The organism is Nitrincola tibetensis, from assembly GCF_003284585.1.
Lineage (GTDB): Bacteria > Pseudomonadota > Gammaproteobacteria > Pseudomonadales > Balneatricaceae > Nitrincola > Nitrincola tibetensis.
In genome coordinates this window covers 83,101-107,703 of record NZ_QKRX01000011.1, presented here as the reverse complement: position 1 = coordinate 107,703, position 24,603 = coordinate 83,101, and the positions used below count along the sequence as shown (strand labels likewise).

Annotated in this window: 21 protein-coding genes; 15 read left to right on the top strand and 6 right to left on the bottom strand. The window is 46.5% G+C overall.

Annotated elements, in window-relative coordinates:
- The 4 genes from DN062_RS14065 to gloB are packed head-to-tail and all read right to left on the bottom strand — an operon-like array spanning position 1 to position 4,952.
- Positions 1 to 1,083, bottom strand: coding sequence for a microcin C ABC transporter permease YejB (locus DN062_RS14065; protein ID WP_112159939.1), 1,083 nt, complete (start codon positions 1,081 to 1,083; stop codon positions 1 to 3).
- Positions 1,083 to 2,885, bottom strand: coding sequence for an extracellular solute-binding protein (locus tag DN062_RS14060; protein WP_112159938.1), 1,803 nt, complete (start codon positions 2,883 to 2,885; stop codon positions 1,083 to 1,085). The genes DN062_RS14065 and DN062_RS14060 overlap by 1 nt, the downstream gene beginning before the upstream one ends.
- Positions 2,886 to 2,891: 6 nt before the next feature.
- Positions 2,892 to 4,115 carry a transglycosylase SLT domain-containing protein gene (locus DN062_RS14055; protein ID WP_112159937.1) on the bottom strand — a complete coding sequence of 408 codons (1,224 nt, stop codon included), beginning with the start codon at positions 4,113 to 4,115 and terminating at the stop codon, positions 2,892 to 2,894.
- A 60-nt stretch (positions 4,116 to 4,175) separates the two neighbouring features.
- Entirely contained in the window at positions 4,176 to 4,952 is a 777-nt protein-coding gene (gloB, locus tag DN062_RS14050) for a hydroxyacylglutathione hydrolase (protein ID WP_112159936.1), read from the bottom strand.
- Between the two features lie 126 nt (positions 4,953 to 5,078).
- Between gloB and DN062_RS14045 the strand changes: the two genes are divergently transcribed.
- Genes DN062_RS14045 through nudC form a run of 4 tightly spaced genes read left to right on the top strand, consistent with a single transcriptional unit; the run spans position 5,079 to position 7,671 of the window.
- The gene (locus tag DN062_RS14045) at positions 5,079 to 5,855 is read left to right on the top strand and encodes a class I SAM-dependent methyltransferase (protein WP_112159935.1); all 777 of its coding nucleotides are present in this window, start codon (positions 5,079 to 5,081) and stop codon (positions 5,853 to 5,855) included.
- A 40-nt stretch (positions 5,856 to 5,895) separates the two neighbouring features.
- Positions 5,896 to 6,351 carry a ribonuclease HI gene (gene rnhA / locus DN062_RS14040; protein ID WP_112159934.1) on the top strand — a complete coding sequence of 152 codons (456 nt, stop codon included), beginning with the start codon at positions 5,896 to 5,898 and terminating at the stop codon, positions 6,349 to 6,351.
- 11 nt (positions 6,352 to 6,362) lie between these two features.
- Positions 6,363 to 7,088 (top strand): DNA polymerase III subunit epsilon, encoded by a 726-nt coding sequence (gene dnaQ, locus DN062_RS14035; protein ID WP_112159933.1) that lies wholly within the window; start codon positions 6,363 to 6,365, stop codon positions 7,086 to 7,088.
- Complete coding sequence (gene nudC / locus DN062_RS14030; RefSeq protein WP_239995795.1) at positions 7,075 to 7,671, top strand: NAD(+) diphosphatase; 597 nt, start codon at positions 7,075 to 7,077, stop codon at positions 7,669 to 7,671. The genes dnaQ and nudC overlap by 14 nt, the downstream gene beginning before the upstream one ends.
- Here the strand turns inward: nudC and DN062_RS14025 are convergent.
- Positions 7,661 to 7,984 carry an SCP2 sterol-binding domain-containing protein gene (locus DN062_RS14025; RefSeq protein WP_193483898.1) on the bottom strand — a complete coding sequence of 108 codons (324 nt, stop codon included), beginning with the start codon at positions 7,982 to 7,984 and terminating at the stop codon, positions 7,661 to 7,663. The two genes, nudC and DN062_RS14025, sit on opposite strands and share 11 nt — an antisense overlap.
- 97 nt (positions 7,985 to 8,081) lie before the next feature.
- On the opposite strand from DN062_RS14025, the gene sohB reads away from it, so the two are divergent.
- The 7 genes from sohB to DN062_RS13990 all read left to right on the top strand — a co-directional run bounded on the left by sohB (position 8,082) and on the right by DN062_RS13990 (position 15,653).
- Positions 8,082 to 9,149 carry a protease SohB gene (sohB, locus tag DN062_RS14020; protein WP_205126741.1) on the top strand — a complete coding sequence of 356 codons (1,068 nt, stop codon included), beginning with the start codon at positions 8,082 to 8,084 and terminating at the stop codon, positions 9,147 to 9,149.
- 94 nt (positions 9,150 to 9,243) lie between these two features.
- Entirely contained in the window at positions 9,244 to 9,900 is a 657-nt protein-coding gene (locus DN062_RS14015) for a TetR/AcrR family transcriptional regulator (protein ID WP_112159931.1), read from the top strand.
- Positions 9,900 to 10,382: a L,D-transpeptidase gene (locus DN062_RS14010; protein ID WP_112159930.1), complete on the top strand. Its 483-nt coding sequence runs from the start codon at positions 9,900 to 9,902 to the stop codon at positions 10,380 to 10,382. Before DN062_RS14015 ends, DN062_RS14010 begins: the two co-directional genes overlap by 1 nt.
- A gap of 24 nt (positions 10,383 to 10,406) precedes the next feature.
- Entirely contained in the window at positions 10,407 to 11,393 is a 987-nt protein-coding gene (gene nagZ, locus DN062_RS14005; protein ID WP_112159974.1) for a beta-N-acetylhexosaminidase, read from the top strand.
- A gap of 48 nt (positions 11,394 to 11,441) precedes the next feature.
- Entirely contained in the window at positions 11,442 to 13,178 is a 1,737-nt protein-coding gene (cydD, locus tag DN062_RS14000) for a thiol reductant ABC exporter subunit CydD (protein WP_112159929.1), read from the top strand.
- Positions 13,175 to 14,827, top strand: coding sequence for a thiol reductant ABC exporter subunit CydC (gene cydC / locus DN062_RS13995; protein WP_112159928.1), 1,653 nt, complete (start codon positions 13,175 to 13,177; stop codon positions 14,825 to 14,827). The genes cydD and cydC overlap by 4 nt, the downstream gene beginning before the upstream one ends.
- Before the next feature lie 10 nt (positions 14,828 to 14,837).
- Complete coding sequence (locus DN062_RS13990; protein WP_112159927.1) at positions 14,838 to 15,653, top strand: amidohydrolase; 816 nt, start codon at positions 14,838 to 14,840, stop codon at positions 15,651 to 15,653.
- An 80-nt stretch (positions 15,654 to 15,733) separates the two neighbouring features.
- On the opposite strand, the gene mfd is transcribed toward DN062_RS13990, so the two are convergent.
- Positions 15,734 to 19,174: a transcription-repair coupling factor gene (gene mfd, locus DN062_RS13985; protein ID WP_112159973.1), complete on the bottom strand. Its 3,441-nt coding sequence runs from the start codon at positions 19,172 to 19,174 to the stop codon at positions 15,734 to 15,736.
- A 245-nt stretch (positions 19,175 to 19,419) separates the two neighbouring features.
- Between mfd and DN062_RS13980 the strand changes: the two genes are divergently transcribed.
- The 4 genes from DN062_RS13980 (at position 19,420) to DN062_RS13965 (ending at position 24,601) form a co-directional block, all read left to right on the top strand.
- The gene (locus tag DN062_RS13980) at positions 19,420 to 20,856 is read left to right on the top strand and encodes a glyceraldehyde-3-phosphate dehydrogenase (protein WP_112159926.1); all 1,437 of its coding nucleotides are present in this window, start codon (positions 19,420 to 19,422) and stop codon (positions 20,854 to 20,856) included.
- A gap of 355 nt (positions 20,857 to 21,211) precedes the next feature.
- Positions 21,212 to 22,552: a Na(+)-translocating NADH-quinone reductase subunit A gene (locus DN062_RS13975; protein WP_112159925.1), complete on the top strand. Its 1,341-nt coding sequence runs from the start codon at positions 21,212 to 21,214 to the stop codon at positions 22,550 to 22,552.
- An 11-nt stretch (positions 22,553 to 22,563) separates the two neighbouring features.
- Positions 22,564 to 23,772, top strand: coding sequence for an NADH:ubiquinone reductase (Na(+)-transporting) subunit B (locus DN062_RS13970; RefSeq protein WP_112159924.1), 1,209 nt, complete (start codon positions 22,564 to 22,566; stop codon positions 23,770 to 23,772).
- The gene (locus tag DN062_RS13965; RefSeq protein ID WP_112159923.1) at positions 23,762 to 24,601 is read left to right on the top strand and encodes a Na(+)-translocating NADH-quinone reductase subunit C; all 840 of its coding nucleotides are present in this window, start codon (positions 23,762 to 23,764) and stop codon (positions 24,599 to 24,601) included. The genes DN062_RS13970 and DN062_RS13965 overlap by 11 nt, the downstream gene beginning before the upstream one ends.
- The last annotated feature ends 2 nt before the right edge of the window (positions 24,602 to 24,603 follow it).

The window sequence follows — 24,603 nt, the reverse complement described above, 5'->3', positions numbered from 1 at the left end:
TTAGTTTTCCCTACTCGAAAAATCAATCCGAGGATCAACAAGTGTGTAGGTGATATCGCTTATGAGTTTTAAGAGCAAACCGACAAGCGTAAAGATATAGAGTGTGCCAAAAATGACAGGATAGTCTCTGCGAATAACGGCTTCATAGCCTAGTAAGCCTAAGCCATCGAGGGAGAAAATCACCTCAATCAGCATTGATCCAGTGAAGAATATTCCGATTAGAGCAGCAGGCATACCAGCAATAATGAGCAGCATCGCGTTTCTGAATACATGGTTATAGAGTACTTTATTTTCAGTCAAACCCTTAGCGCGCGCCGTTAAGACATACTGTTTATGTATTTCATCTAAAAATGCATTTTTGGTCAGCATAGTCAGTGTGGCAAAGCTTGAAATCACCGAAGCTAAAACGGGCAGGGTGATATGCCAGAAGTAGTCTCCGATCTTTTGGAGCAGTGTCATTTCATCGAAGTTGGGTGAGGTTAAGCCACGCAGTGGAAACCATTCTAAGTAAGTACCGCCAGCGAATAGAACAATCAGTAAAATCGCAAATAGAAAGTTGGGAATAGCATAGCCAATAATAACCGCTGTGCTTGACCACATATCAAACGCAGTGCCATCTTTAACGGCTTTGCGTATTCCTAAAGGAATGGAGATCAAATAAGTTAGCAGTGTGGTCCAGAGCCCTAATGAGATAGAAACAGGCATTTTTTCGACAATTAACTCAATGACCGTTTTGTTGCTGTAGAAGCTGCTGCCAAAATCAAATCGTAAATAGTTAACCAGCATTTGAAAAAAGCGCTCGTGGGCGGGTTTGTCAAAGCCATACATGCGTTCAATTTCAGCGATTAAAGAAGGGTCTAATCCTTGTCCGCCGCGATAACCGGATGAATCAGACGCTGCCATATCAGTTCTTGCCGAACTGCCAATACGGTCACCGGCATCCACCCCAATACCTTGAAGTTGGGCAATGGTTTGCTCAACAGGGCCTCCAGGGGCGAGTTGTACTATCAAGAAGTTAAGCAGGAGAATCCCAAACAGTGTTGGAATAATCAGCAGTAATCGACGAAGAATATAAGCGCCCATTAAGGTTCAACCCACCAAGTGTCGAAGCCCAGTGCATACTTAGGACGGACTTCCGGAATGCCAAATTTGTTCCAATACGCTACACGGTAAGAGTTAATGTGATACTGCGGAATAACATAGTGATTCCATTGCAGAACACGATCAAGTGCCCGAGCTCTCAATACGAGTGATTCACGATCTGGCGCTTGGATAAGTTGCTCGACTAAATGGTCAACGGCGGGATTTTTAATGCCGATTAAGTTGCGGCTCCCTGGGCGATCAGCACTCTCGGAGTGCCAAAATTCCCTTTGCTCATTACCGGGCGAGTTGGATTGTCCAAAACTGCTCACAATCATATCAAAATCATAGTCCCTCAGACGGTTAATGTACTGAGAAATATCGACAACTCGAATGGTAACGCTGATACCCATGCGCTCAAGGTTGCGTATAAATGGATTCACAATCCGTTCAAACTCACGTTGAATAAGGAGGATTTCAAAACGAAATGGCTCCCCCCGAGCATTGCGCAAAACACCTTTATCAAGAGTCCAGCCTGCATCGGCCAGAAGGTGTAGGCCTTTTCGTACCTGAAGTCTCATCTGGCCATCGCCCTCTGTTTGCGGTGCTTGATACACTTGTTCAAACACTTCCGGTGGAACGAGGTCTCGTATAGGTTCAAGGATCTCTAGTTCTTCTGGTGTGGGTAGTTCTGTGGCTGCCATTTCAGAATTTGAGAAGAAGCTATGGCTGCGACGATAGGCACCATAAAATATAGCGCGGTTTGTCCATTCGAAGTCAAATGCATGTGCTAAGGCATAGCGTACTCTCGGATCGCTGAACTGTGAGCGGCGAGTGTTCATGATAAATGCTTGCATGCCTGTTGGGTTTTCGTGTTCTATTTCTTCACGAATAATCCGGCCTTGATCAAAGGCTGCGCCTGTGTAGCCTGTTGCCCAGTTCTTTGCGGCATGTTCTTGTCTGAAGTCATAGCGGCCCGCTCTGAAGGCTTCAAGCGCGATGGTCGCATCTCGATAGTATTCAAAGGTCCATAGGTCGAAGTTATTGCGTCCTTTGTTTACGGGTAAGTTGACTCCCCAATAATCGGGATTTCGGCGGTAGGTGATAGAGCGACCAGGGTCATAGCTATGAATTAAATAGGGGCCTGATCCGATTGGAATATCTAGGCTTGGCTCGGTAAAGTCACGATTTGCCCAATAGTGTTTAGGAAGTATGGGCACTTCGCCTACGATCAAAGGAAGTTCGCGGTTTTGGGTGTCCGCAAATTCGAATCGTACTGAGCGTTTATCGAGGGCGATGATGTCGGTAATGTCTGCATAGTAAGCTCTGAAAAAAGGGCTCCCTTGCTCTCTTAGCAGCTTAAAGGTATAAACAACGTCTTCTGCCGTAACGGGTAGACCATCGCTAAATTGGGCTTCTTCACGAATATCAAACTCTATCCAGCGTCGATCTTCTGGTAAGCGTATGTGTTTCGCGAGTAGGCCGTATTCCGAAAAGGGTTCATCTTGGGCCTTTGTTGTTAATCCATCGTAGATTAGGCCAATGCCATCTGCGGGTGTGCCTTTGACGATAAATGGATTAAAACTGTCGAAACTTCCCATTGCCGATTGAACAACTCGGCCGCCCTTGGGGGCATTGGGGTTTGTATAGTCAAAATGCGTAAAGTCCACTGGGTATTTAAGATCGCCATGCATAGCGATGCCGTGGACGGAATGGACTTGATTATGGGTTTCACTGTGGACTGGTAAACCCGTTAAAAAACAAATTAAAAGACATCCAACTAAGCGGTAAAGCGAATTTAACATTATAGACTAACTCGACCCAGACTGAATTGACTTTGACGCTAGAGTAGATGATGTTGAAGGAATCAGCAACGTTTGTCCCGCTCGAATCTGCGTATTTTTCAGTTTGTTAGCGTCGATAATGTTTTTTATGGATGTGCTGTGGCGATGAGCAATCCCCCCAAGCGTGTCGCCTGATTTAACCGTATAACTCGCATAGTCTATCCGTTCTTCAATAGGAAGATCGTCTAAAGCACTTTGTAAAATGTCTGCTTGAGTGGTTGGAATTAAAACCCGATGTGGGCCATCTGGAGGGGTGGCGCCTTGGCTTAAGCCTGCATTTAATTGCTCGAGTTCCTGAAGGTCAACCTCCGCTAACTCTGCGGCCTGTTGTAAGCCAATTGGGCTATCAACAATAATTTCAGTGAAGTAGGGTTCTGCAGGAATGTCAGATAAATTTTGTCCCAGATCGTCTGCATCGCGTATCGCACGTGCTGTCGCTAGTAATTTAGGAATATAGCGCATTGTTTCAGCTGGGAGATCTAAAGACCAAAAATCCGTTGGCAGGTTTTTCATTTCATTTTGTTTGATCGCGCGTGCAACGCGACCCTCACCAGCATTGTAAGCCGCAAGCGTGAGCAGCCAGTCCCCATCGAAAAGGTTGTTCAAGTAGTTTAAATAATTTAATGCGGCATCGGTGGATTCGATAATGTCACGACGGCCATCATACCAGCGTGTGCTTTTGAGGCCAAAATTTCGTGCAGTTGTCGGCATAAATTGCCAGTGACCAGCTGCATTTGAGGGGGAGGTTGCTTGAGGGTTGTAGCCGCTTTCGATCATGGGAATTAGCGCAACTTCTGCTGGCATTCCCCGCCCGATCACTTGTTCAAATATGTAGTAGTAGTAAGGTTGGGCTTGTTCGCTAATCTGGCTTAGGTGATTCGGATTACGGGTGAGCCAGTCAAGATGATCTGTGAATTCGGCGATATTAAGATCGAGGTCTAAGCGAAGGTTGTCACGCGTTTGGCCCCAAGCATCATCGGAGTTTTGAATTGCGCTTATACTGCTGCCTTTAAACCCTATGTAGTCTTCATCTGCTAACGGCGGGTGCGTTGCCATGCGTAGCTGGTGTAGCTGCATGCTCCTGGCATCGATACGCGTTTTATAATCAACATATTCAGTGGGCTTGGTTGGCGAGCAACCACTTAAGAGGAGCACTACAGGAATGCCCAGAATCCAGCCATATTTTCTCATATCCTAACCCAAAGCTTAACGTTAACTTAACGGCCTATCATAACAGCTTTATGTTTAGGGTTAAAAGTTGTTTTTCCACTCCCTTAGAGCAGCAAGTACTTCAACAGGCGAATTTAAGACTTTATCTTGGTGGCGAGTTGCCGCATGAACCACACTTGCGTGCAGCGTGCGCATAAAGGGATTAATCGCTTTTTCTAAGCCAATTTTAGAAGGCAAGGTTGGAATTGATGCGTCTCTTAGCGCAATGCATTTTTCTAGCATCATTTTGATATCGGCGTTATCAGGCTCGACCGAGAGTGCAAATGCCAGATTTGCAAGGGTGTATTCGTGTGTGCAGTAAACGCTGGTGTCATCGGGCAGCGTGGCAAAGTAGTTAAGTGCTTTGTGCATTTGTTCTGCTGTGCCTTCAAATAAACGACCGCATCCCGCCATAAATAGAGTGTCGCCACAGAGTAAAATTTGAGCAGAAGGGGAGTAATAGCTGATATGATCAAGGGTGTGAGCCGGAACTTCTTTAATTTCAAAGTCGGTGTCCAATAGGTACACTAAGTCGCCTTCATGGAGCGGTTGCGTGATGCCATCAAATGGGGAGTTGGCAGGTCCATACACTGGGCATTCATAGGTATCATGTAAAACTTTTACCCCTCCCGTGTGGTCATTATGATGATGTGTCAGCAAAATGGCAGTTAGGGTTTTGTTTTGATCAGAAAGCCATGTTTGAGCAGCTTCGGCACTGCCTGGATCAACAAGGATACAACTATTATCAGAGGCATCTTCACTGTAAAGAGCCCAAATATAATTGTCATTAAATGCAGAAATTGGGGTGATGCGTAGCATGCTAATCTCCAGAGAGTTAGGCCGGGAGCCGCTGTTTAAACACTATTACTGACGTGCAGTGTACTAGGCTAAGATTATTTTAAATACCCATAGTAATCAATTTTATAGATCGTTAAGGAGGCAATCATGAAAAAGAAAAGTGTCGTTCAGCCTCAAGAAAGTATCTCGAATTTATGTGATTGGTTTAAAAGCCCTTTGGGTAAAGAGATTGTTGAATGTGAGAAGGCACTGGTCGATGAGTTGGTTCCTTGGTTGTTTGGATATCATCTTGTACAAATTGGCTTTGATGCGTCGATTTGTTTGTTTAAGGCAAGCCCTGTTTCCAATAAAATCATGACAGTACCTTCGCTTACACTGGGCGTTCCGCAAAATAGTGTGATTGCCCAGCCGCATGAGTTGCCATTCTTAACGAATGAAATTGATGTTGTTATTCTCCACCATACCCTTGATTTTGCCGAACAGCCTCATCAGGTCCTTCGAGAAGCAGCAAGGATATTAAGACCTGGAGGTCATTTGATTATTGTTGGCTTCAATCCTGCTAGTTTTTGGGGGATTTGTCGAAGGATTCGTCGTGCGAAATCAGTACCTTGGAGTGCGAGGGGTCTGAGTCATTGGCGCTTGCAAGATTGGTTAAGTTTATTGGAGCTTACCGAAATCAAAGCAAAAAGTGGGTATAATCATCCGCCGTTATCATCGGCACGTTGGCGAAAGCGTTTTTCTTTTCTAGAATCGATTGTCCGAAAAACGCCAACACATAATGGTGTTGTATTAACTGTGCTGGCTCGAAAGGATGTGGTGGGGATGACGCCTTTAAAACCTGCCTGGAAGCGCCGTGCATTGATTACCTTTCCTGTGGCTGAGCCGACAACGCGAGGGTCGTCTGGTAGTCGGTCGATGAATTAATCTGAGTGGAAGCGTTTGTTTTTCATAATTAGGAGTTTGAGTGACAAGTCATTCTAAAGTTGTTGAGATATACACCGACGGTGCCTGTAAAGGGAATCCAGGTCCTGGTGGATGGGGGGCTTTGCTGCGCTATGCCGGGAAAGAAAAAGAATTGTATGGTGGTGCGGCCAACACGACGAATAATCGCATGGAAATGACGGCCGCCGTTGAAGCGCTGAGTCTCCTAAAGCGGCCATGTAAAGTCATTCTTACGACGGATTCAGAATATCTGCGTAAGGGCGTGACAGAGTGGCTGAAAGGCTGGAAAAAGAATGGTTGGAAAACAGCTTCCAAACAACCTGTTAAGAATGCCGATTTATGGAAAGCCTTGGATGAGGTAATTCAGAACCATGAGATCGATTGGCGTTGGGTTAAAGGGCATAGTGGCCATGTTGAAAATGAGCGAGCGGACCAGTTGGCTAATCGCGGCGTTGAAGAATTCGGGCAGTCAAGTTAAAGGGTAATAAAATGCGTCAAATCATTCTGGATACTGAAACGACCGGCATAGATCCTGCACAAGGGCACAATATAATTGAGATAGGCTGTGTGGAGCTGGTTAAGCGTCGTTTAACCAATAATTATTATCACCAGTACGTACGCCCTGATCGTGAGGCTGAGGCCGAAGCGATTGCCGTGCATGGAATCACCAATGAGTTTCTTGCCGATAAGCCCTCCTTTAAACTAATTGCAGATGAATTTATTGAATATGTTCGTGGGGCTGAGCTTATTATTCACAATGCGGCATTCGATATCGGCTTCTTGGATACCGAACTGGCCCGCAATGGTTATGATTTTAAAATCAAGGATATCTGTCCCAAAGTAACCGATACTCTTTTGGTGGCCCGGAAAAAATTCCCGGGTCAGAAAAATAGCCTGGATGCTCTGTGCCGGCGATATGGAATTGAGCATTTTGATCGAGAATTGCACGGCGCACTGTTAGACTCGAAGATCTTGGCCGAAGTCTATCTCATGCTGACGGGTGGCCAGACGGCTTTGCAGTTGGGTAGTGACTTGGATAATTCTGAAGAGGTTAGTGCCGCCATTAAGCCTGTGATTCAGGGTGTCACTTTGCCAGTTATTCAGCCAACTCTGGACGAAATCGAAGCGCATGAGAAAATGCTCGCCTTGTTGGATAAAAAATCAGGTGGGGCTTGTCTCTGGAAACAGTTGGAGGGCGCAGATGCAAATGGATGACGTGCGAACGGCCTTGTCGAATGCGGGCAGTGAAGACGAGTTTTCAGAAATTTCTCGCCAAGTGCAGTTGGAGCGATGGAATCGGCAAGTCACTTTTTGTTCCCTGTGTTCGGCAACCTTGCAGCCTCATGCTGAAGAAGAAATAGCTAAGGAATGTTCTGGCTGTGGTCACGTTCATTACCCGCCAGTTTCACCCTGTATTATCGTTTTAGTAAAGCGAGGCGAGTATTGTCTTCTGGCACACGCCGCTAAATTTAATGCTAAGCGCTACAGTACTTTAGCAGGTTTCATAGAGCCTGGTGAGACGGCTGAGCAGGCTGTGATACGAGAGGTTAAGGAGGAAGTGGGGGTTGACGTCTGTAATATTCGTTACATGGGAAGCCAGTCTTGGCCTTTTCCACATGCGCTTATGTTAGGTTTTTTTGCCGACTATGAATCCGGGGAAATAGTTCCTGATGGCGTTGAGATACTCGAGGCCGATTGGTTTCATCGCAACGCCTTGCCTGATATTCCAGCTCCTGTGTCAATTTCCAGACGTTTAATTGACACGTTCGTCGCAGGCAAGGAATCTTTTAGCGGCTAAAAAGTTTTCCGAGTCGCGTGGCCAGCATCACGTTACCTTCTGCTCGAAGCTGGCCCTTCATAAAAGCACTCATGCCATCTTGCTCGCCGCTAATAACACGAAGAAAGGTGTCTTCGTTGGTAATAATCGTAATATCCGGATCTTCATGTTGACCAAGATGGCTAGTGCAGGATTGGTCTTTAATCGTCAGGTAGAAAGCCTCGGCATCATCAAAGCTAAACTGAAAAATGGCATTCAAGTCAGATGCTTGCTCTGGCCTAAATTTTTGAGGCAGCTTCATCATAACGTTTTCAAGTGTAATATTCTGAGTCATTTGTTACATCCAGCGATCCAAAAACAATCCAATATGGTACATTACCCCGCCGGGAAAACGAACCCGTGCATATTGATACGTAAAAGCGGAGAGCAGAGTGATAGATTTCCTGACACAGTATGGTTTGTTTTTAGCGAAAACCTTAACCCTAGTATTAGCGCTTGTGCTGATTGTCGCTGGTATAGCGGCGATAGCTTCTAGGCGTAGACAGCTCCAGCATGAAGGGCATATTGAAGTTCGTAGCCTGAATGAAAAGTATGAAGACATGCTTCATGCAATGGAAGATGCTGTTCTTGATGAATTGATTATCAAACAAAAAATTAAGGCTGAGCGAAAAAAAGAAAAAGCTGAGCTCAAAGAACGAAAAAAAGCAGCCAAGTTAGGTGAGCTGGATGAAGACGAGGGCAAAAAAGTATTTGTTCTTGATTTTGATGGCGATATTGCGGCATCCGATGTCGATAAGCTACGAGAAGAAATCACTGCAATCTTATGCATCGCTCGTCCTGAAGATGAAGTGGTGTTGCGTTTAGAAAGTGCTGGAGGGATGGTGCATGCCTATGGGTTAGCATCTTCACAGCTAGAAAGGTTGCGTAGAAAAAATATTCCATTGACCATTTGTGTTGATAAAGTCGCTGCCAGTGGTGGATATATGATGGCTTGCATTGCGAATAAATTGCTCGCAGCCCCTTTTGCGGTCGTTGGATCGATTGGTGTTGTGGCTCAGTTGCCCAATTTTCATCGACTTTTGAAAAAAAATGAAATTGATTATGAGATTTTGACCGCCGGAGAGTACAAGCGAACATTGACCATGTTTGGCGAAAATACAGAAAAAGGCCGTGAGAAATTTGTAGAAGAGTTAGAAGAGACACATACCTTATTCAAAGACTTTGTTGTTGAGTATCGTCCAGAGTTAGATATGGCGGTGGTTGCAACAGGTGAAATTTGGTATGGACGTCAAGCAGTTAAGCAAAAGCTTGTAGATGATCTCATGACCAGCGATGAATACTTAGTAGAACAAGCACAGGAAGCTGATGTCTATGAAGTTCGTTATGAAGAGAAAAAGGGTTTGCAGGATCGAATAGGTGAGATGGCGGTAAACTCGTCGGATTCTCTCATGATGCGTTGGTGGCAACGACTTAATAACAGGCATTTTTTCACTCGTTAACCACCACGGCTGACAAAGAGTTGATAATCAGTATAATAGACTTATACATAGTTTCAAACGCTGGTTCATGGAATGGATACACAGGAGATAGTTTATGAAACGTCGTTCTGATACGGCATTGAAAATCATATTGGCAGCGGAAGCCCTCTTTGCAGAGCAGGGCTTTACTGAGACTACGATGCGTCAGATAACGGCCGCCGCTGATGTTAATTTAGCGGCAGTTAATTACCATTTTAGGTCCAAGCAGGGCCTAGTCAATGCCGTATGCGAGCGTTTGATGGAGCCTCTTTGTCAAGAAATAGAATCGGCTCTGGACGATCGTTTGGCCAGTTCAAATCGCATTGACCTTGGTGATTTGATCGAAATATTGATGCGCGCTTTGTTGAATATAAGCCAAATCAATACTCATTCTCTCGCTGTGTTTATGCGTATGCTTGAATTGGCCTACATGAAAAATCAAGAAGAGTTGCGAGAGTTTTTTAAGATGGAATACTCACATCGTCTTGATGCTTTTCTTCGGTATTTGCGCATGGACTCTGCACCGATGGAGGACAGTGAGTTCTTTTGGCGGTTGCACTTCATGTTAGGCTCGGTGGTGTTTACTCTGTCTAACTACCACATGTTGTTAACGTTAGAAAAAGAAAGTCTTAAGAATAACGCTGAAATTGAGCGTGTTTTGCATCGCTTGGTGCCCGTTTTAACTGCAGGTATGCAAGCACGGCCCGAAACTGAGCTTTTTTCACGTATATAATGACGCATATTGAAATATCGATCCCTGCCCAAACCTTGACGTTGAAGACAAGTGACGGAGTCTACCAATATCTTGTCTCTACAGCGCTACGCGGAGTTGGGCAGCAGATAAATACAGGCTGTACGCCTAAAGGTCGGCATTACATACGTGCAAAAATTGGTGCGGAGTTGCCGCTGAATGCGGTGCTGGTGGGTCGACGTCCCACGGGCGAGATCTATTCTCCTGCCTTGGCGGCAGAGTTTCCAAATCGAGACTGGATTCTAACGCGTATTCTATGGCTGTGCGGTTTAGAAAAAGGTCTTAATCGTTTGGGGTCGGTTGATACTCAGCGCCGTTATATTTACATACATGGCACACCGGATTCTGAACCTATGGGAGTTCCGCGCTCCCATGGGTGTATCCGTATGCGAAATGAAGATCTAGTCGATGTGTTTGAAAAGATTCAGGTGGGTTGCCTGGTTGATATTATCGCGAATGAGTAAAAAAGAATGGCGTTAGGAACACTTATGCTTGACCTGGTCGGAACAGAATTGTCGGCCAATGAAGCTTCTTTGCTAAAAAATCCACGTGTGGGTGGATTAATCCTTTTCAGTCGTAATTTTGTTAATCCTGATCAGCTTAAGCAACTTGTCGCGTCAATCAGAGCAGTTGCTCCCAATATTATCATTGCCGTTGATCAAGAGGGGGGGAGGGTTCAGCGATTCAAAGAAGGCTTTACTCGTTTGCCTGCAATGTCGGCTCTTGGAAAAATGTATGATTCGTCTCCAGATGAAGCGATTCATGCGGCGCGTGAGCTAGGGTGGCTGATGGCGCTAGAGCTGAGAGCGTTTGATATAGATATTAGTTTTGCACCCGTCTTGGATTTAGATTGGCAGCAAAGTTCTGTTATTGGTGATCGGGCTTTTTCTACCTCGGCTGAGCGGGTCGCTTTGTTGAGCGGTGAATTTCTAAAAGGCATGCACGAAGCGGGTATGGCCGCTACGGGTAAGCATTTTCCGGGTCATGGTTGGGTGCAAGCAGATTCACACTTAGAGCTTCCCTTTGATGAGCGTCTTGAAAGTGCTATTCGCCAAGATGACTTAAAGCCTTTCGTAGACTTGATTCAAGGTGGGCTGGATGCAATCATGCCGGCGCATGTGGTCTATAGCCAAGTTGATTCAGCCCCGGCGGGTTTTTCCAGCTATTGGTTGAAAGAGGTCTTACGGCAGGAGTTGGGTTTTAATGGGGTCATTTTTAGCGATGATCTCACGATGGAAGGCGCCAGTATTGCGGGTGATTACGCATTGCGTTGCCAGAAAGCCTTGACGGCGGGGTGTGATATGGTATTGGTGTGTAACCAGCCGGAGGCGGCTTTGCAGGTTTTAGATTATTTAGGCACTTTACCTGAGTTGGATAGCCCGCGTATTGCTAAAATGCGTGGTAAGCCTTGTGTAAATCGGGATGCCATTCGAGAGGACGCCGCCAGAGCCATTGCTGCCAAGCTTTGTCAGTAACAGCCAGTCACATTAATTTTGCTCGTTGAGTTTCTACGGAACTGATATATGCAGCCCTTATCACGCGAAGTCGCGCGAGAAAAGTCCAAATGGCTAAAGGCCCTCCTTGGTGAGGATAAAATCTGGTTAAAGCTGAGTGTGCTGGCTGGGTTGGTTGCGGGGCTGATGCTGATTTTACAAGCGCATTTGCTCGCACGTGCAGTTGATGCAACGCTGTTTCATGACGCTAGCATCGCGGATCTTACACCGCTTTTGATTGGTGTTTTTGTTGCGCTGTTGATTCGAAGCGCCATGGCGATATTGCGAGAGTGGGGAGGGCAAAAGGCATCGTCTGGTGTTAGGACGCGTTTGCGGGTTGTGCTACTAAGCCGGCTTGCTGAGTTAGGGCCGTCTTACACGCGCAATCAGCGAGCAGGTGAAATCAGCAGTCTAGTTATTGAGCAAACAGAAGCCTTGGATGGCTTTATCGCCCGCTATCTTCCGCAGATGTCTCTAGCGGCGTTGTTGCCTTTGGTTATTCTTGCATTTGTCTTTCCAATCAATTGGGTTGCAGGTTTGGTGTTTCTTTGTACGGCACCCTTAATACCCTTAGCCATGGCATTGGTTGGCATGAAGGCGGCTGATGCCAACCGTCGAAATTTCAAAGCATTAGCGCTATTAAGTGCATACTTCCTAGATGTTGTGCAGGGGCTAACGACCTTAAAGCTCTTTTCTAAAAGTCGTGAGCAAGGGCAAATTATTGGTAAAAATGCAGAAGAGTTTCGTATTCGAACGATGCAAGTGCTGCGCCTTGCCTTTTTATCATCGGCCGTTTTAGAGTTTTTTGCATCCGTTTCAATCGCTATTTTGGCTGTCTATCTTGGTTTTAGCTTTTTGGGGTTAATCGACGTTGGTACTTGGTCGGGAGGTGTTACCCTTTATCATGCCTTGTTTATATTGATTCTAGCGCCTGAGTTTTATCTGCCCTTAAAAGAGTTGGGCACGCATTATCATGCAAAACAAGAAGCCATTGCAGCCGCTGAGCGTTTGATGGATTTGTTTGATGAGTTAGATCGCGCCGAAATAGGGGGCGATCAAGAGCCGCCCATCGGGGCGCCTAGTATTCACTTGTCCAATATTGGCTTTAGCTACGCAGCGCATTTGGCTCCTGTTTTACAGAATCTTGATTTAACGCTTCGCTCAGGTGAGTGTGTGGCACTGGTGGGTCCCAGTGGCGTTGGTAAGTCAAGTTTGTTGAGTGTCTTGGCAGGTTTTGACCGCCCACAACACGGATCAGTGTTGGTTGAAGGGATTCCACTATCCGCACTCAAGCGCTCATCTTGGATGAAGCGTATTGCGTTGGTAAGTCAGCATACGACCTTATTTCCTGGCAGTATTCGTGATAATTTGCTCATGGCACGGCCTGAGGCTTCCGACTCGCAGATAGATATGGCCTGTGAGCAAGCCGCATTAACAGGCTTTATTGAGCAGCTTCCCAAAGGACTGGATACGCCTGTTGGTGAAGCGGGTCTTGGGTTTTCGGGTGGGCAGATTCAGCGTCTTTCTTTGGCCAGAGCCTTCTTAAAGGATGCGCCGATTTTATTGCTGGACGAGCCTACAGCGAGCCTTGATGCAGAAAGTGAACAAAAAGTATTGGAAAGCTTAAGGCTTCTATGCCGGGGTAGGACAACCTTATTGGTAACGCATCGCCCTGCGTCGATGGCCATTGCAGATCGAGTGTACCGTTTGGTTGATGGGCGTTGCGAAGAAATCAACGAAGTGAATATGGCTAAGGGGGGAGTATGAAGTCTTTGTTACCCTTTATTCGCTTAATGAAGCCTCACCTAGGCTGGGTGGTTTTGGGCAGTACCTTGGGATTGCTGACGCTTTTATCTAGCATAGGTTTATTGGCCCTGTCTGGCTGGTTTATTGCGGCTGCCGCTTTAGCTGGCGTCTCTCTTGCTAGTGCGCAGGCGTTTAATTATTTAACCCCGGGTGCGGGCGTTCGGGCCTTTGCTATGGTCAGAACTGCAGGGCGATATTTCGAACGGATTGCGACGCATGAGGCGACGTTTCGATTATTGGCTCAGTTGCGTGTTTGGTTTTATCAGCACTTAGAGCCACTTAATCCAGCACGTTTGAAACAATATCGTTCCTCGGATTTATTAAATCGTATTATTTCAGATATTAATTCACTCGATAATTTGTATTTAAGAGTGATATCCCCCACCTTGATTGCATTGATCACATCCGTTTTAGTCGCAGGCTTTCTGGCGTGGATTTCACCGGTATTGGGATTGCTGCTGCTAATTTCTTTGTGGGTAGCAGGATTTGTGATTCCGTGGATTGGTTATCGTTTGGCGGCAGGTGTTGGTGAGTCGCAGGTTTTTGCGACGTCTAAGTTGCGTCAACGAGCGATTACCTATGTTCAGGGGATGAGTGAGTTGCATGTGTATTCGGCGCTCAGTACCGAGCAAGAGAAATTTGCGCAGGAACAGCGAGTGTTAACGGATGCACAATTGCGCATGAGTTTAATTTCTGGCTTGACCTCTGGAATGATGTCGTGGGTGGCAGGAGTTGCTACGCTGCTTGCTTTGATTGTTGCGGTCAACATGGTGCAGGCTGAAGTGTTAGCGCCAGCATGGTTGGCTTTAATTATTTTTTGTGTCCTGGCCAGTTTTGAAGCTGTCGCTCCTTTACCCGTTGCTTATCAGTTTTTAGGTAAAACCCGAGCGTCAGCCGCCAATTTGCTTGAAATTTCTCAGCAAACCTCTGATATTAAGTTTGCTGACGCGCAGGTGTCCGTGGTTGAACCTGGAGCTTTTTCTTTTAAGCAGGTTAGCTTCGCCTATGATAATCGTGCTGTTCTTGACGACTTTAGTTTGCATGTTAACGCTGGGGAGCGAGTTGCGATTATGGGCCATACTGGCAGTGGCAAGAGTTCGTTGATTAATTTGTTGGCACGCTTTTGGGAGGCCCAGGCCGGAGAGATTGAGGTAGGGGGTGTCAATCTTCACGCCTATCCTGAGTCACAGTTGCGGGCTCAGTTTTCAGTGCTGTCTCAGCCTGTTCAATTGTTTGCTGGGAGTGTCCGCGATAACTTAAAGCTCTCAGGCGAAGCCGTGAGTGATCAAGACATGTTAGATGTGTTGGAGCGCTTGGGGTTGCTGGAAATGCTGGGTTCTGAAGGGTTGCAGCGCGAAGTTGGTGAAGGTGGTAGTAAGTTGTCGGGTGGTCAGCGTAAGCGATTAGGAGTCGCAAGGGCCTTGCTGCGTTCGGCACCTATTTTGATCTTGGATGAGCCAACTGAAGGGTTGGACGAGGCAACTGAGAAGCAAGTGCTTGAGGTCATATTGACCTATCGCCCCGAGCAAACGCTTCTGATGATTACACATCACGACCTGTTTTTAGATAGATTTGATCAAGTTGTACGAATTGGACCCCCAGTGAATTAGGAGAGTGACAATGTCATTGGACACTTCAAATGATCTACGTGTGACCCTCGTTCAGTGTGATTTGCGTTGGGAAGATCCAGCCACTAATTGTGCTCATATCGATAGGCTTTTGGGTGATTTGGGTGCTGAAGAAACTGATTTGATCCTTTTGCCAGAAATGTTTGCCACTGGCTTTACCATGAATTCGCAGCAAATGGCTGAGAATTGGGGGAGTAGTCCTGTGACAGATTGGATGTTATCGCAGGCACAAAAACGTAAGTGTATTGTCACTGGCAGTGTTGCCATTAAAGACAAGGGGGAGTGCTATAACCGTTTGGTTTGGGCGCTGCCTTCCGGAGACATGCAGATCTATGATAAACGCCATCTTTTTAGAATGGCGGGTGAGCATCTGCGTTATGCGATGGGGCAGGAGCGAATTGTCGTTGAGGTCAAAGGGTTCAAAGTACTCTTGAGTGTTTGTTACGATTTACGTTTTCCCGTTTGGATGAGACAACAGCCCGTGGCAGATGCCGCCACTGAGTATGATGTGATAGTCTGTGTCGCGAACTGGCCCGCGCCTAGACGCACACCTTGGCGAGTGTTGCTGCGTGCACGTGCTGTTGAAAACTTAGCCTATGTTGTGGGTGTGAATCGAGTCGGTGAAGATGCGAAAGGGAACCAATACTCAGGTGACTCTCTGTGTGTTGATTTTAAAGGAGACATCCTGTGCGATCACCCACAAAACACAGCGTTTATTGAAACCTGCACATTGTCTTTGGGTGCGTTACAGTCTTTTCGTGAAGCCTTCCCAGCTTGGCAGGATGCAGATCAGTTCTCACTCCGTTAAGTGCTAAGAAAAAGTGTTCAGCATGTATCAGTTGCTGAACACCTGCTCTCTAATCCCCACTGCGAGCCATGGGGGGTGTGTCACTCCCCTAAATGCTCAATTAATGCCTCCAAGTGCTTGAAGCGCTCTTCCACTGAATTCATGGCTAAGGTGAAGCGCAGTCCTGATGAGCCGTCTAGCTTGAACACCTTCGGTTGGCGTTGAATCATGTTGATTAGCTTCATTGGTTCGACTTTCGGTTCGGCCTCAAATTCAATCTTGCCACCTTTTGCACCTGCCTCAAGCTTTAAAATCCCTAGTTTTTCGGCGCGCAATTTCAGTTCTGTTTGACGAATCAGATGTTTTGTTGGTTCTGGGAGAAGTCCGAAGCGGTCAATCATTTCCACTTGTATTTCGTGCAGTTGATTGGCGTCCTTTGCATTTGAAATTCGTTTGTAAAGCATCAAACGGTTATGTACATCAGGTAAGTATTCATCAGGAATGATGGCCGATAGATTTAAATTGACTTCGCAGCCATGTCGAAGCGGTTTATCCATGTTAGGTGTTTTGCCTTCACGGATCATTTGTACGGCTTGCTCAAGCATTTCCATGTAAAGGCCAAAGCCTATCGTTTGCATTTGGCCGCTTTGCTCTTCCCCGAGTAGCTCGCCAGCACCTCTGATTTCAAGGTCATGGGTTGCGAGAGTGAAGCCTGCGCCTAATGTTGAGGCTTCGCTAATGGCTTCAAGGCGTTTTTTGGCATCCTCTGTCATATTACGTGGGTCTGGCGTCATCAAATAGGCGTAAGCTTGGTGATGCGAGCGACCGACGCGTCCTCGAAGTTGATGCAATTGTGCTAAGCCAAACTTATCCGCCCGTTCAATAATAATGGTGTTGGCATTAGGGATGTCGATACCTGTTTCAATGATGGTTGTACACACCAGTAAGTTAAAACGTTTGTGATAAAAATCACTCATCACTTGCTCAAGCTCTCGTTCACGCATTTGGCCATGACCAACGGCAACTCGCGCTTCGGGAACCATAGCATCCAGTTCCGCAGCCACTTTTTCGATGGTTTTTACTTCATTGTGAAGGTAGTAAACCTGCCCACCCCTTAGTAGTTCACGCAAAATGGCTTCTTTGAGTAGTGCAGGGTCTGATTGGCGCACAAAGGTTTTCACTGAGAGGCGGCGAGCAGGCGGTGTGGCAATGATCGACAGATCGCGCATACCTGACATTGCCATATTGAGCGTTCTGGGAATAGGGGTCGCCGTCAGTGTCAAAATGTCGACTTCTGCACGTAATGCTTTTATTTTCTCTTTTTGTTGAACACCAAAGCGGTGTTCTTCGTCGATGATTAACAGACCTAGGTTTTTAAAACTTAAGCTGCCTTGAATGAGCTTGTGGGTGCCAATTAAAATGTCAACCTGCCCCTCAGCCAACTGCTTGGCGATAAGCGTTTGCTGTTTCGCGCTACGAAAACGAGAGATCAACTCAACATTGACGGGCCAGTCCGCAAAGCGGTCACAAAAATTATCATAGTGCTGTTGAGCCAGTAGAGTTGTTGGCACTAGAACGGCAACTTGCTTGCCCGATTGAGCTGCAATGAATGCGGCGCGCATAGCCACTTCTGTTTTACCGAATCCAACATCCCCGCACACCAAACGATCCATTGGTTTAGAGGCGCGCATATCGCGAATAACGGCTTCAATCGCATTGAATTGATCCGGTGTTTCCTCAAAGGGGAAGGTGGCCGCAAACCGAGCATAATCCTTTTCTGGAAACTCGAATGAAAATCCTTCTCGCGCATCACGTCTCGCGTAAATATCGAGCAGTTCGGCAGCGGTATCTCGAACTTTTTCAGCTGCTTTTTGGCGAGCCTTGCTCCATTGCTCAGTTCCTAAGCGATGCAGAGGGGCTACGTCATCGCTGGCGCCAGTGTAGCGGCTAATTAGCTGCAAGGATGAAACCGGGACATAGAGTTTGGCTTCATTGGCATATTCCAGTGTTAGAAATTCGTTGATCTGACCTTCAACCGAGATGCTTTGCAATCCACGATAGCGACCAACACCATGGTCGATATGCACAACAGGGGCGCCTTCGGTCAACTCAGACAGATGTCGTATGGCTTGGTCGGATTGGTCTTTTTCGCGTTGACGGCGTCGCCTCTGGAAAATCTGGCGGCCAAATAACTGAGTCTCGGTGACTAAATGCAGAACATCTGGGATGGAAATGCCACGATCCAGTGGAAATACCGTTAATCCTAAGGGAGCCGGTGCAGCACAAAAAGCATCCCAAGAGTCAAACTCTTTGGCTTTGAGTTGGCTGCGACGCAATAGATCCGATAGTGCTTCTCGTCGGCCTGCGGATTCTGCGCAAAGAAGAATTGGTGTTGGATCATGCTTCATCAGCTCGATTAGCTTTTCAAGAGGAGATTCGCTGCCATGAACGGAGGTTAGGTCGACCGGAGCGACGCAGGGTAAATTGTCACGCCCTGGTTTAAGGGTTTCAGCGGCTTCTTGAATACGAATGCGAGGGTAGTTGTTTAATGTGCCAAATAAATCATCTGGTAGTAAATAGAGTTCCTGTGGAGAGTGGAGTGGGCGGCGAGTGTCATAGGCACGCTCTTCGTAGCGGACATCAATTTCCTTTTTGAAATGCTGCGCTGCCTCAAAGACACCAGCCTCTTCAACAATTAGTGTCGTGGAGGGCAGGTAGTTAAATAGTGTTGCCAAGGTTTCGAAGAATAAGGGTAAATGGTATTCGATGCCAGCAGGTGTCACACCATCAGATACATCTCTATATACAGGGCAAAGAGTAAAGTCTACATCAAACCGTTCGCGCCAACGTTGCTTAAATTGGCGTATTGAGTCTGTATTAAATGGAAATTCTTTGGCTGGAAGTAAACGGATGCGCTCAATATGTTCAATTGAGCGTTGCGAGTCGGGTTCAAACGTTCGTAGTGTATCAATTTCATCATCTAATAATTCGATACGAAATGGAGTGTCGCTGCCCATGGGAAAAATATCAATGATGGCACCACGAACAGCAAACTCCCCATGTTCATACACGGTATTGACGGCTTGGTAGCCTGCGGCAATCAGTTGATGACGAAGTATTTCCGGGTCTAGTTGCTGGTTTTTTTCAAGATGAAGGCTGTGGCCAGTAATGAAGTTCTCTGGCGCGATGCGTTGCATTAGGGTGGAGATGGGGACGATCAGAATGCCCCGTTTTAAGCTGGGTAGTCGATAAAGCGTTTCGATTCGCTGTGAAATAATGTCTTGGTGAGGTGAAAAATTATCGTAAGGAAGTGTTTCCCAGTCAGGAAAAAATAAAATATTGTCGGATGTGCCAGAAAAAAATTCCGTTTCTTGACGAATACGAAGCGCCATCTCATTATCGCGGCAGATCATCAGAATAGGCCCCTGAGTATGCCTAGACGAGAGTTGTTGCAGGATTAGTCCTGTGCTGCTACCACAGACTTGTCCAAGCCGCTTTATATCGCCTGCACTGTGAGGCAAGGGATGCGAAAAGGTTGCCAGCAAAATGGATCTCCTTAAAAGGGTCAAACTAAACTTGCCAGTTTGAATATTACTTCTCAGTTAACTAAGGCAAGATTAGAAAATCTAAAAAATAAAAATACGTAAATAATCTACATTGGGTTCATTCATAGTCTAATCTTGCGGCTTGTTCGGACGAAAGTCTATCCATCTTCGTTTGATCCGAAGGAAAGAAATGGGGATAATGCGCGCACGCAAATTGAGCCTTTACAATTTCGGAGTGAACTGTGAGCCAAGAACTGATTTTAGCGGACTGGAATGCGCGTGAGTCTATTACAGAGGCAATGATCCCACTGATCGGCCGTATGTATCGTGAACGCAATGTAGAAATATCTGTTTACGGTCGTGTGATCGTTAAACGCTCTGTCATTGACATCATCAAGGCACACCGCTTTGTACGTCAAGTAGAGGGTGAAGAGCTGTCAGTTGTTGACACCTTTCCTGTGCTTGAGATCGTAAGTGAACTGGATGTTCATAATGCCCATATTGACATTGCTAAATTAGCCATTAAGTATCGTGCTGATGCGCAAGGGCGTGATCTGAAACAGTTTGTATCAGACGAGCTCGCAGTGACGACAGGCCCTGCGGATGACCGTAATCCAACAGACGTGGTTCTGTATGGTTTTGGTCGCATAGGTCGTATTTTGACGCGCCAATTGGTTGATCGTGCGGGTGTTGGTCACAGCTTAAGATTGCGTGCGATTGTTGTGCGCAAGGGTAAAGCGGATAATGATCTTGAAAAGCGTGCAAGCCTATTGCGTCGTGACTCTGTCCATGGCTCTTTCAAAGGGACGATTCACGTCGATGAAGAGAACCAGGCCATTGTTGCCAATGGTGTCTCTATTCAGGTGATCTTCGCAGATAAGCCTGAAGATATCGATTACACGGCTTATGGTATCGACAATGCGTTGGTTATCGATAACACGGGTATGTTCCGTGATGCTGAGGCAATGTCGCGCCATTTGCAGGCAAAAGGGGCTGCTAAGGTTCTTCTGACAGCACCTGGCAAAAATATGAAAAACGTTGTGATGGGCGTTAACCACGGTGATATCGTACCAGAAGATACGATTCTGTCTGCTGCATCCTGCACAACAAATGCGATTGTTCCTGTCTTAAAATCGCTTCAGGATAAATATGGTATCGAGAATGGCCATGTGGAAACTGTTCATTCATATACCAACGATCAAAATTTAATTGATAACTACCATAAAGGTAGCCGTCGTGGTCGTGCTGCTGCGCTTAATATGGTTTTGACTGAAACAGGTGCTGCCAAAGCGGTTGCGAAAGCCTTGCCTGAGCTTGAAGGTAAGTTGACCGGCAACGCTATTCGTGTACCCACTCCGAATGTGTCGATGGCGATTCTTAACCTGAACTTGAAGTCTGAAACCAACCGTGACGAGTTGAATGACTATCTGCGCTATATTGCTCTGCATTCAAGCTTGCAAAAGCAAGTTGATTACAGCAACTCACCAGAAGCTGTTTCAACTGATTTTGTTGGTTCGCGTGCGGCTGGTGTTGTCGATGCGCTTGCTACCATAGCCGAAGGCAATCGTTGCGTACTTTACGTGTGGTACGATAACGAATACGGTTACAGCTGCCAGGTTATTCGTATGGCACAGCATATTTGCCAGTGCACATTGAAAACCTTCCCAGTTGAAGCTTAGTAGGTTTTTAGTTTAAGAGCCGGCGTAGGATAGGGATGCTTTTTTATATCACCCTGTTTTGCGTCGGCTTTTTGCACTGTATCCCGCCTAAATATCCTCAATTCCATTAAGTTATAAGTATATTCTAACTTCTTCTATGTCTTTGCCTTCATTTAACACTTAAGAAGGGTTTATCCATCTAAGTGTTTGGTAGAAAAACTACACGTCTCTCAGGTATAATAAAAAAGTTTTTAGGTGGGTTTTTTGTTTTTTCTGTAAATGCGAATCACTCTTGTTTTAAAACAGGTTTTTGTGCATTTGCACGATCAGATAATAATAAAAATCCTAAAATTTTTAGTTAGATTGGGTGAGGCGAATGATCAAGATCAAAAAGGGTCTGGATCTACCAATTACGGGTGAACCAGAGCAGGTGATTCACGATGCTGCGAAGGTGCGTTCTGTTGCCTTGATTGGCTATGATTATGTGGGGTTAAAACCCACCATGGCGGTCAAAGTAGGCGATCGTGTTAAGCTCGGACAGGTGATCTTTACCGATAAAAAAACAGAGGGTGTTCAGTACACTTCTCCCGGTGCTGGTGTTGTTAAAGAAATTAATCGTGGTGATCGTCGCGTACTGCAATCGGTTGTGATAGAGCTAGATGAGCAAGAAGAATCATTAGAATTCGCTCGTTATGAAGCTTCGCAATTAGGTTCATTATCACGTGAGCAGGTCCAGGATAATTTAATCAAGTCTGGCTTGTGGACTGCGTTCAGAACGCGCCCTTATAGCAAAGTACCTCAATTGGGCTCAGTTCCCAATTCTATATTTGTAACGGCGATTGATACCAACCCCTTGGCTGCAAGCCCGGAAGTGGTGTTGGCGGGTCAGGAGGCTTTGTTTCAGCAAGGTCTTGAATTGCTGACTAAATTGACAGACGGAAAAGTCTATCTTTGTAAAGCAGCGGGTTCTGCAATTACAGGTATTGCAAACGTTGTAACTGAAGAGTTCAGTGGGCCTCACCCAGCAGGTAATGCGGGAACCCACATCCACTTCCTTGATCCGGTTTCTCAGAAGAAAACGGTTTGGAGTATTGGTTATCAAGACGTTGTTGCCGTAGCAAAACTATTTACAACTGGCTTCTTGTCTGTAGAGCGTGTTGTTGCTTTAGCTGGCCCTCAAGTTGAAAAGCCAAGTCTAGTTCGTACTCGTTTAGGTGCCGATTTAACTGAGCTAACAGCTGGTAAATTACGTACGGGTAAAAACAGAGTCATTAGCGGATCCGTCTGGAAGGGCTTTGCTGCGAACGGTCCTCTGGCCTATCTTTCTCGCTATGCTAATCAAATTAGCGTGTTGCTTGAAGGTGACAACCGTGAGTTTATGGGTTGGGTTGTGCCGGGAACAGAGAAGTTCTCTGTGTTGAATATGTTCGCCTCAAAGCTGAATCCTGCTAAACGTTTCAACTTTACCACGACGACCAATGGCTCGGAGCGTGCAATGGTCCCCGTAGGGCAGTTTGAAGAGTTGATGCCTCTGGATATATTACCCACACAGTTGATGCGTGCACTGGTAACTGGCGATATAGTTTTGGCTATGCAGTTAGGTTGCCTTGAATTAGATGAAGAAGACGTGGCGCTTTGTAGCTTTGCTTGTACTGGCAAATACGAGTATGGCCCAATTCTTCGCGATAATCTAACGCGCATCGAGAAAGAAGCGTAAGAGAGGCTGTCATGAGTTTAAGAACTGTTCTCGATAAAATGGAACCGCATTTTCACAAAGGCGGTAAATATGAAAAATGGTATGCGCTTTACGAAGCCGTTGATACAATTTTTTATACACCAGGGCAAGTGACACGCGCTGGCGCTCACGTCCGTGATGCGGTCGACCTGAAACGCATGATGATTCTTGTGTGGATGTGTACGTTTCCAGCTATTTTCTTCGGCCTTTATAGTGTGGGTTTACAAGCCAACACGGCGATGGCTGATTTGGGAATCACAGCAGCGCCAGGCTGGCGTGGAGCGATCCTCTCAGCCCTGACAAGCTACGATGCCAGCAGTGTTTGGGATAATATCCTGCACGGTGCCGCGTACTGGCTGCCAATCTATGCAGTCACCTTTATAGTGGGTGGCTTCTGGGAAGTTCTGTTTGCCATGAAGCGTGGGCATGAAGTGAACGAAGGTTTCTTCGTGACCTCCATACTTTTCTCACTCATCCTTCCCGCAACCATACCCTTATGGCAGGTCGCCTTAGGTATCACCTTCGGTGTGGTCATTGGTAAGGAAGTGTTTGGCGGTACAGGTAAAAACTTCCTAAACCCTGCGCTGACAGGTCGTGCGTTCCTTTACTTTGCGTATCCTGCACAAATATCAGGTGATGCAATCTGGACGGCGGTTGATGGCTTCTCTGGAGCGACACCCTTAGGTCTTGCTGCAATGGGTGGTGTGGATGCAATTTTAGCAACTGATATCAGTTGGTTCAGCGCATTCATAGGCACGGTTCAAGGCTCTGTGGGTGAGGTATCGACTCTGGCGATTATGATTGGCGGTGCCATTATAATGTACGCCAAGATAGCGGCCTGGCGAATTGTTGCGGGCGTTGCACTGGGTGTGATTGGTACCACTTTGCTGTTTAATGTTATCGGGTCTGATACTAACCCCATGTTTGGTGTTCCTTTCTGGTGGCACTTTGTTATTGGCGGCTTGGCGTTTGGTATGTTCTTTATGGCAACCGACCCTGTTTCAGCTTCAATGACCAATACAGGCAAGTGGGTGTTTGGTGCTCTGATTGGTGTGATGACCATCTTGATTCGCGTCGTCAACCCAGCATTCCCAGAGGGGATAATGCTAGCCATTCTGTTTGCCAACCTGTTTGCACCGCTCATTGACAACTTTGTTGTTCAAGCGAATATCAAGCGGAGGATGTTACGCAATGTCGTCTAATAATGACTCGATTAAAAAGACAGTCACGGTAGCCGTTGTACTCTGCGTAGTATGCTCGGTTGTCGTGTCAGCGGCTGCGGTTTTGCTCAAACCCATGCAGCAGTACAACATGGATCAAGATCGTAAGTCGAATATACTCAGAGCGGCGGGTATTACCGATCCGAGTAAAACAGTTGATGAGTTATTCAGTCAAATTACCACGCGTATTGTTGATATCAATACGGGTGAGTTTGTTGATGCGCCTGAAGCTGAAGACTTCCGCCGTGCAGCGGGTGATCCGTCGCGTTCGATGGCTTTGGATCGTCGCACGGATATCGCGTCCATTAAGCGTCAGCCAAACCTGATGCCTGTTTACATGGTTGAAAGCGATGCAGGCGGTATCGAAACTCTGATTCTGCCAGTGTACGGCTACGGTCTTTGGTCAACAATGTATGGCTTCTTAGCTCTAGAAGGCGATCTTAATACGGTTGCTGGGCTGGGTTTCTATGAGCACGCTGAAACACCAGGCTTGGGTGGAGAAATTGACAATCCTTCGTGGAAGGCATCTTGGATAGGTAAGCAAATTTATCCTAATGTTGAAGCCACACAGCCTGCGTTGCGAGTAGTGAAAGGTTCCGTTGATACGAGTGTTGCTGGTGCAGAACACCGCATTGATGGTTTGGCGGGTGCAACTCTGACGGCGAATGGTGTTACTAACATGATTCAATTCTGGCTGGGTGAAACTGGCTATGCGCCTTTGATTGCTAACTTGCGCGCTGAAACGCAAGCCGTTGAAGAAGTGCAGTTGAATGATGATGCAGCTGAGCTGGGCTCAGCGGAGGAGGTGTAAGC

Coding starts and splice junctions, on each gene's coding strand:
- gloB (WP_112159936.1), bottom strand. CDS start 4,952: ATGCTACGCATCACCCCAATTTCTGCATTTAATGACAATTATATTTGG.
- DN062_RS14045 (WP_112159935.1), top strand. CDS start 5,079: ATGAAAAAGAAAAGTGTCGTTCAGCCTCAAGAAAGTATCTCGAATTTA.
- DN062_RS13990 (WP_112159927.1), top strand. CDS start 14,838: ATGTCATTGGACACTTCAAATGATCTACGTGTGACCCTCGTTCAGTGT.
- DN062_RS14010 (WP_112159930.1), top strand. CDS start 9,900: ATGACGCATATTGAAATATCGATCCCTGCCCAAACCTTGACGTTGAAG.
- DN062_RS14055 (WP_112159937.1), bottom strand. CDS start 4,115: ATGAGAAAATATGGCTGGATTCTGGGCATTCCTGTAGTGCTCCTCTTA.
- nagZ (WP_112159974.1), top strand. CDS start 10,407: ATGCTTGACCTGGTCGGAACAGAATTGTCGGCCAATGAAGCTTCTTTG.
- DN062_RS14015 (WP_112159931.1), top strand. CDS start 9,244: ATGAAACGTCGTTCTGATACGGCATTGAAAATCATATTGGCAGCGGAA.
- DN062_RS13975 (WP_112159925.1), top strand. CDS start 21,212: ATGATCAAGATCAAAAAGGGTCTGGATCTACCAATTACGGGTGAACCA.
- DN062_RS14025 (WP_193483898.1), bottom strand. CDS start 7,984: ATGACTCAGAATATTACACTTGAAAACGTTATGATGAAGCTGCCTCAA.
- DN062_RS14065 (WP_112159939.1), bottom strand. CDS start 1,083: ATGGGCGCTTATATTCTTCGTCGATTACTGCTGATTATTCCAACACTG.
- DN062_RS14060 (WP_112159938.1), bottom strand. CDS start 2,885: ATGTTAAATTCGCTTTACCGCTTAGTTGGATGTCTTTTAATTTGTTTT.
- nudC (WP_239995795.1), top strand. CDS start 7,075: ATGCAAATGGATGACGTGCGAACGGCCTTGTCGAATGCGGGCAGTGAA.
- cydD (WP_112159929.1), top strand. CDS start 11,442: ATGCAGCCCTTATCACGCGAAGTCGCGCGAGAAAAGTCCAAATGGCTA.
- cydC (WP_112159928.1), top strand. CDS start 13,175: ATGAAGTCTTTGTTACCCTTTATTCGCTTAATGAAGCCTCACCTAGGC.
- DN062_RS13970 (WP_112159924.1), top strand. CDS start 22,564: ATGAGTTTAAGAACTGTTCTCGATAAAATGGAACCGCATTTTCACAAA.
- dnaQ (WP_112159933.1), top strand. CDS start 6,363: ATGCGTCAAATCATTCTGGATACTGAAACGACCGGCATAGATCCTGCA.
- DN062_RS13965 (WP_112159923.1), top strand. CDS start 23,762: ATGTCGTCTAATAATGACTCGATTAAAAAGACAGTCACGGTAGCCGTT.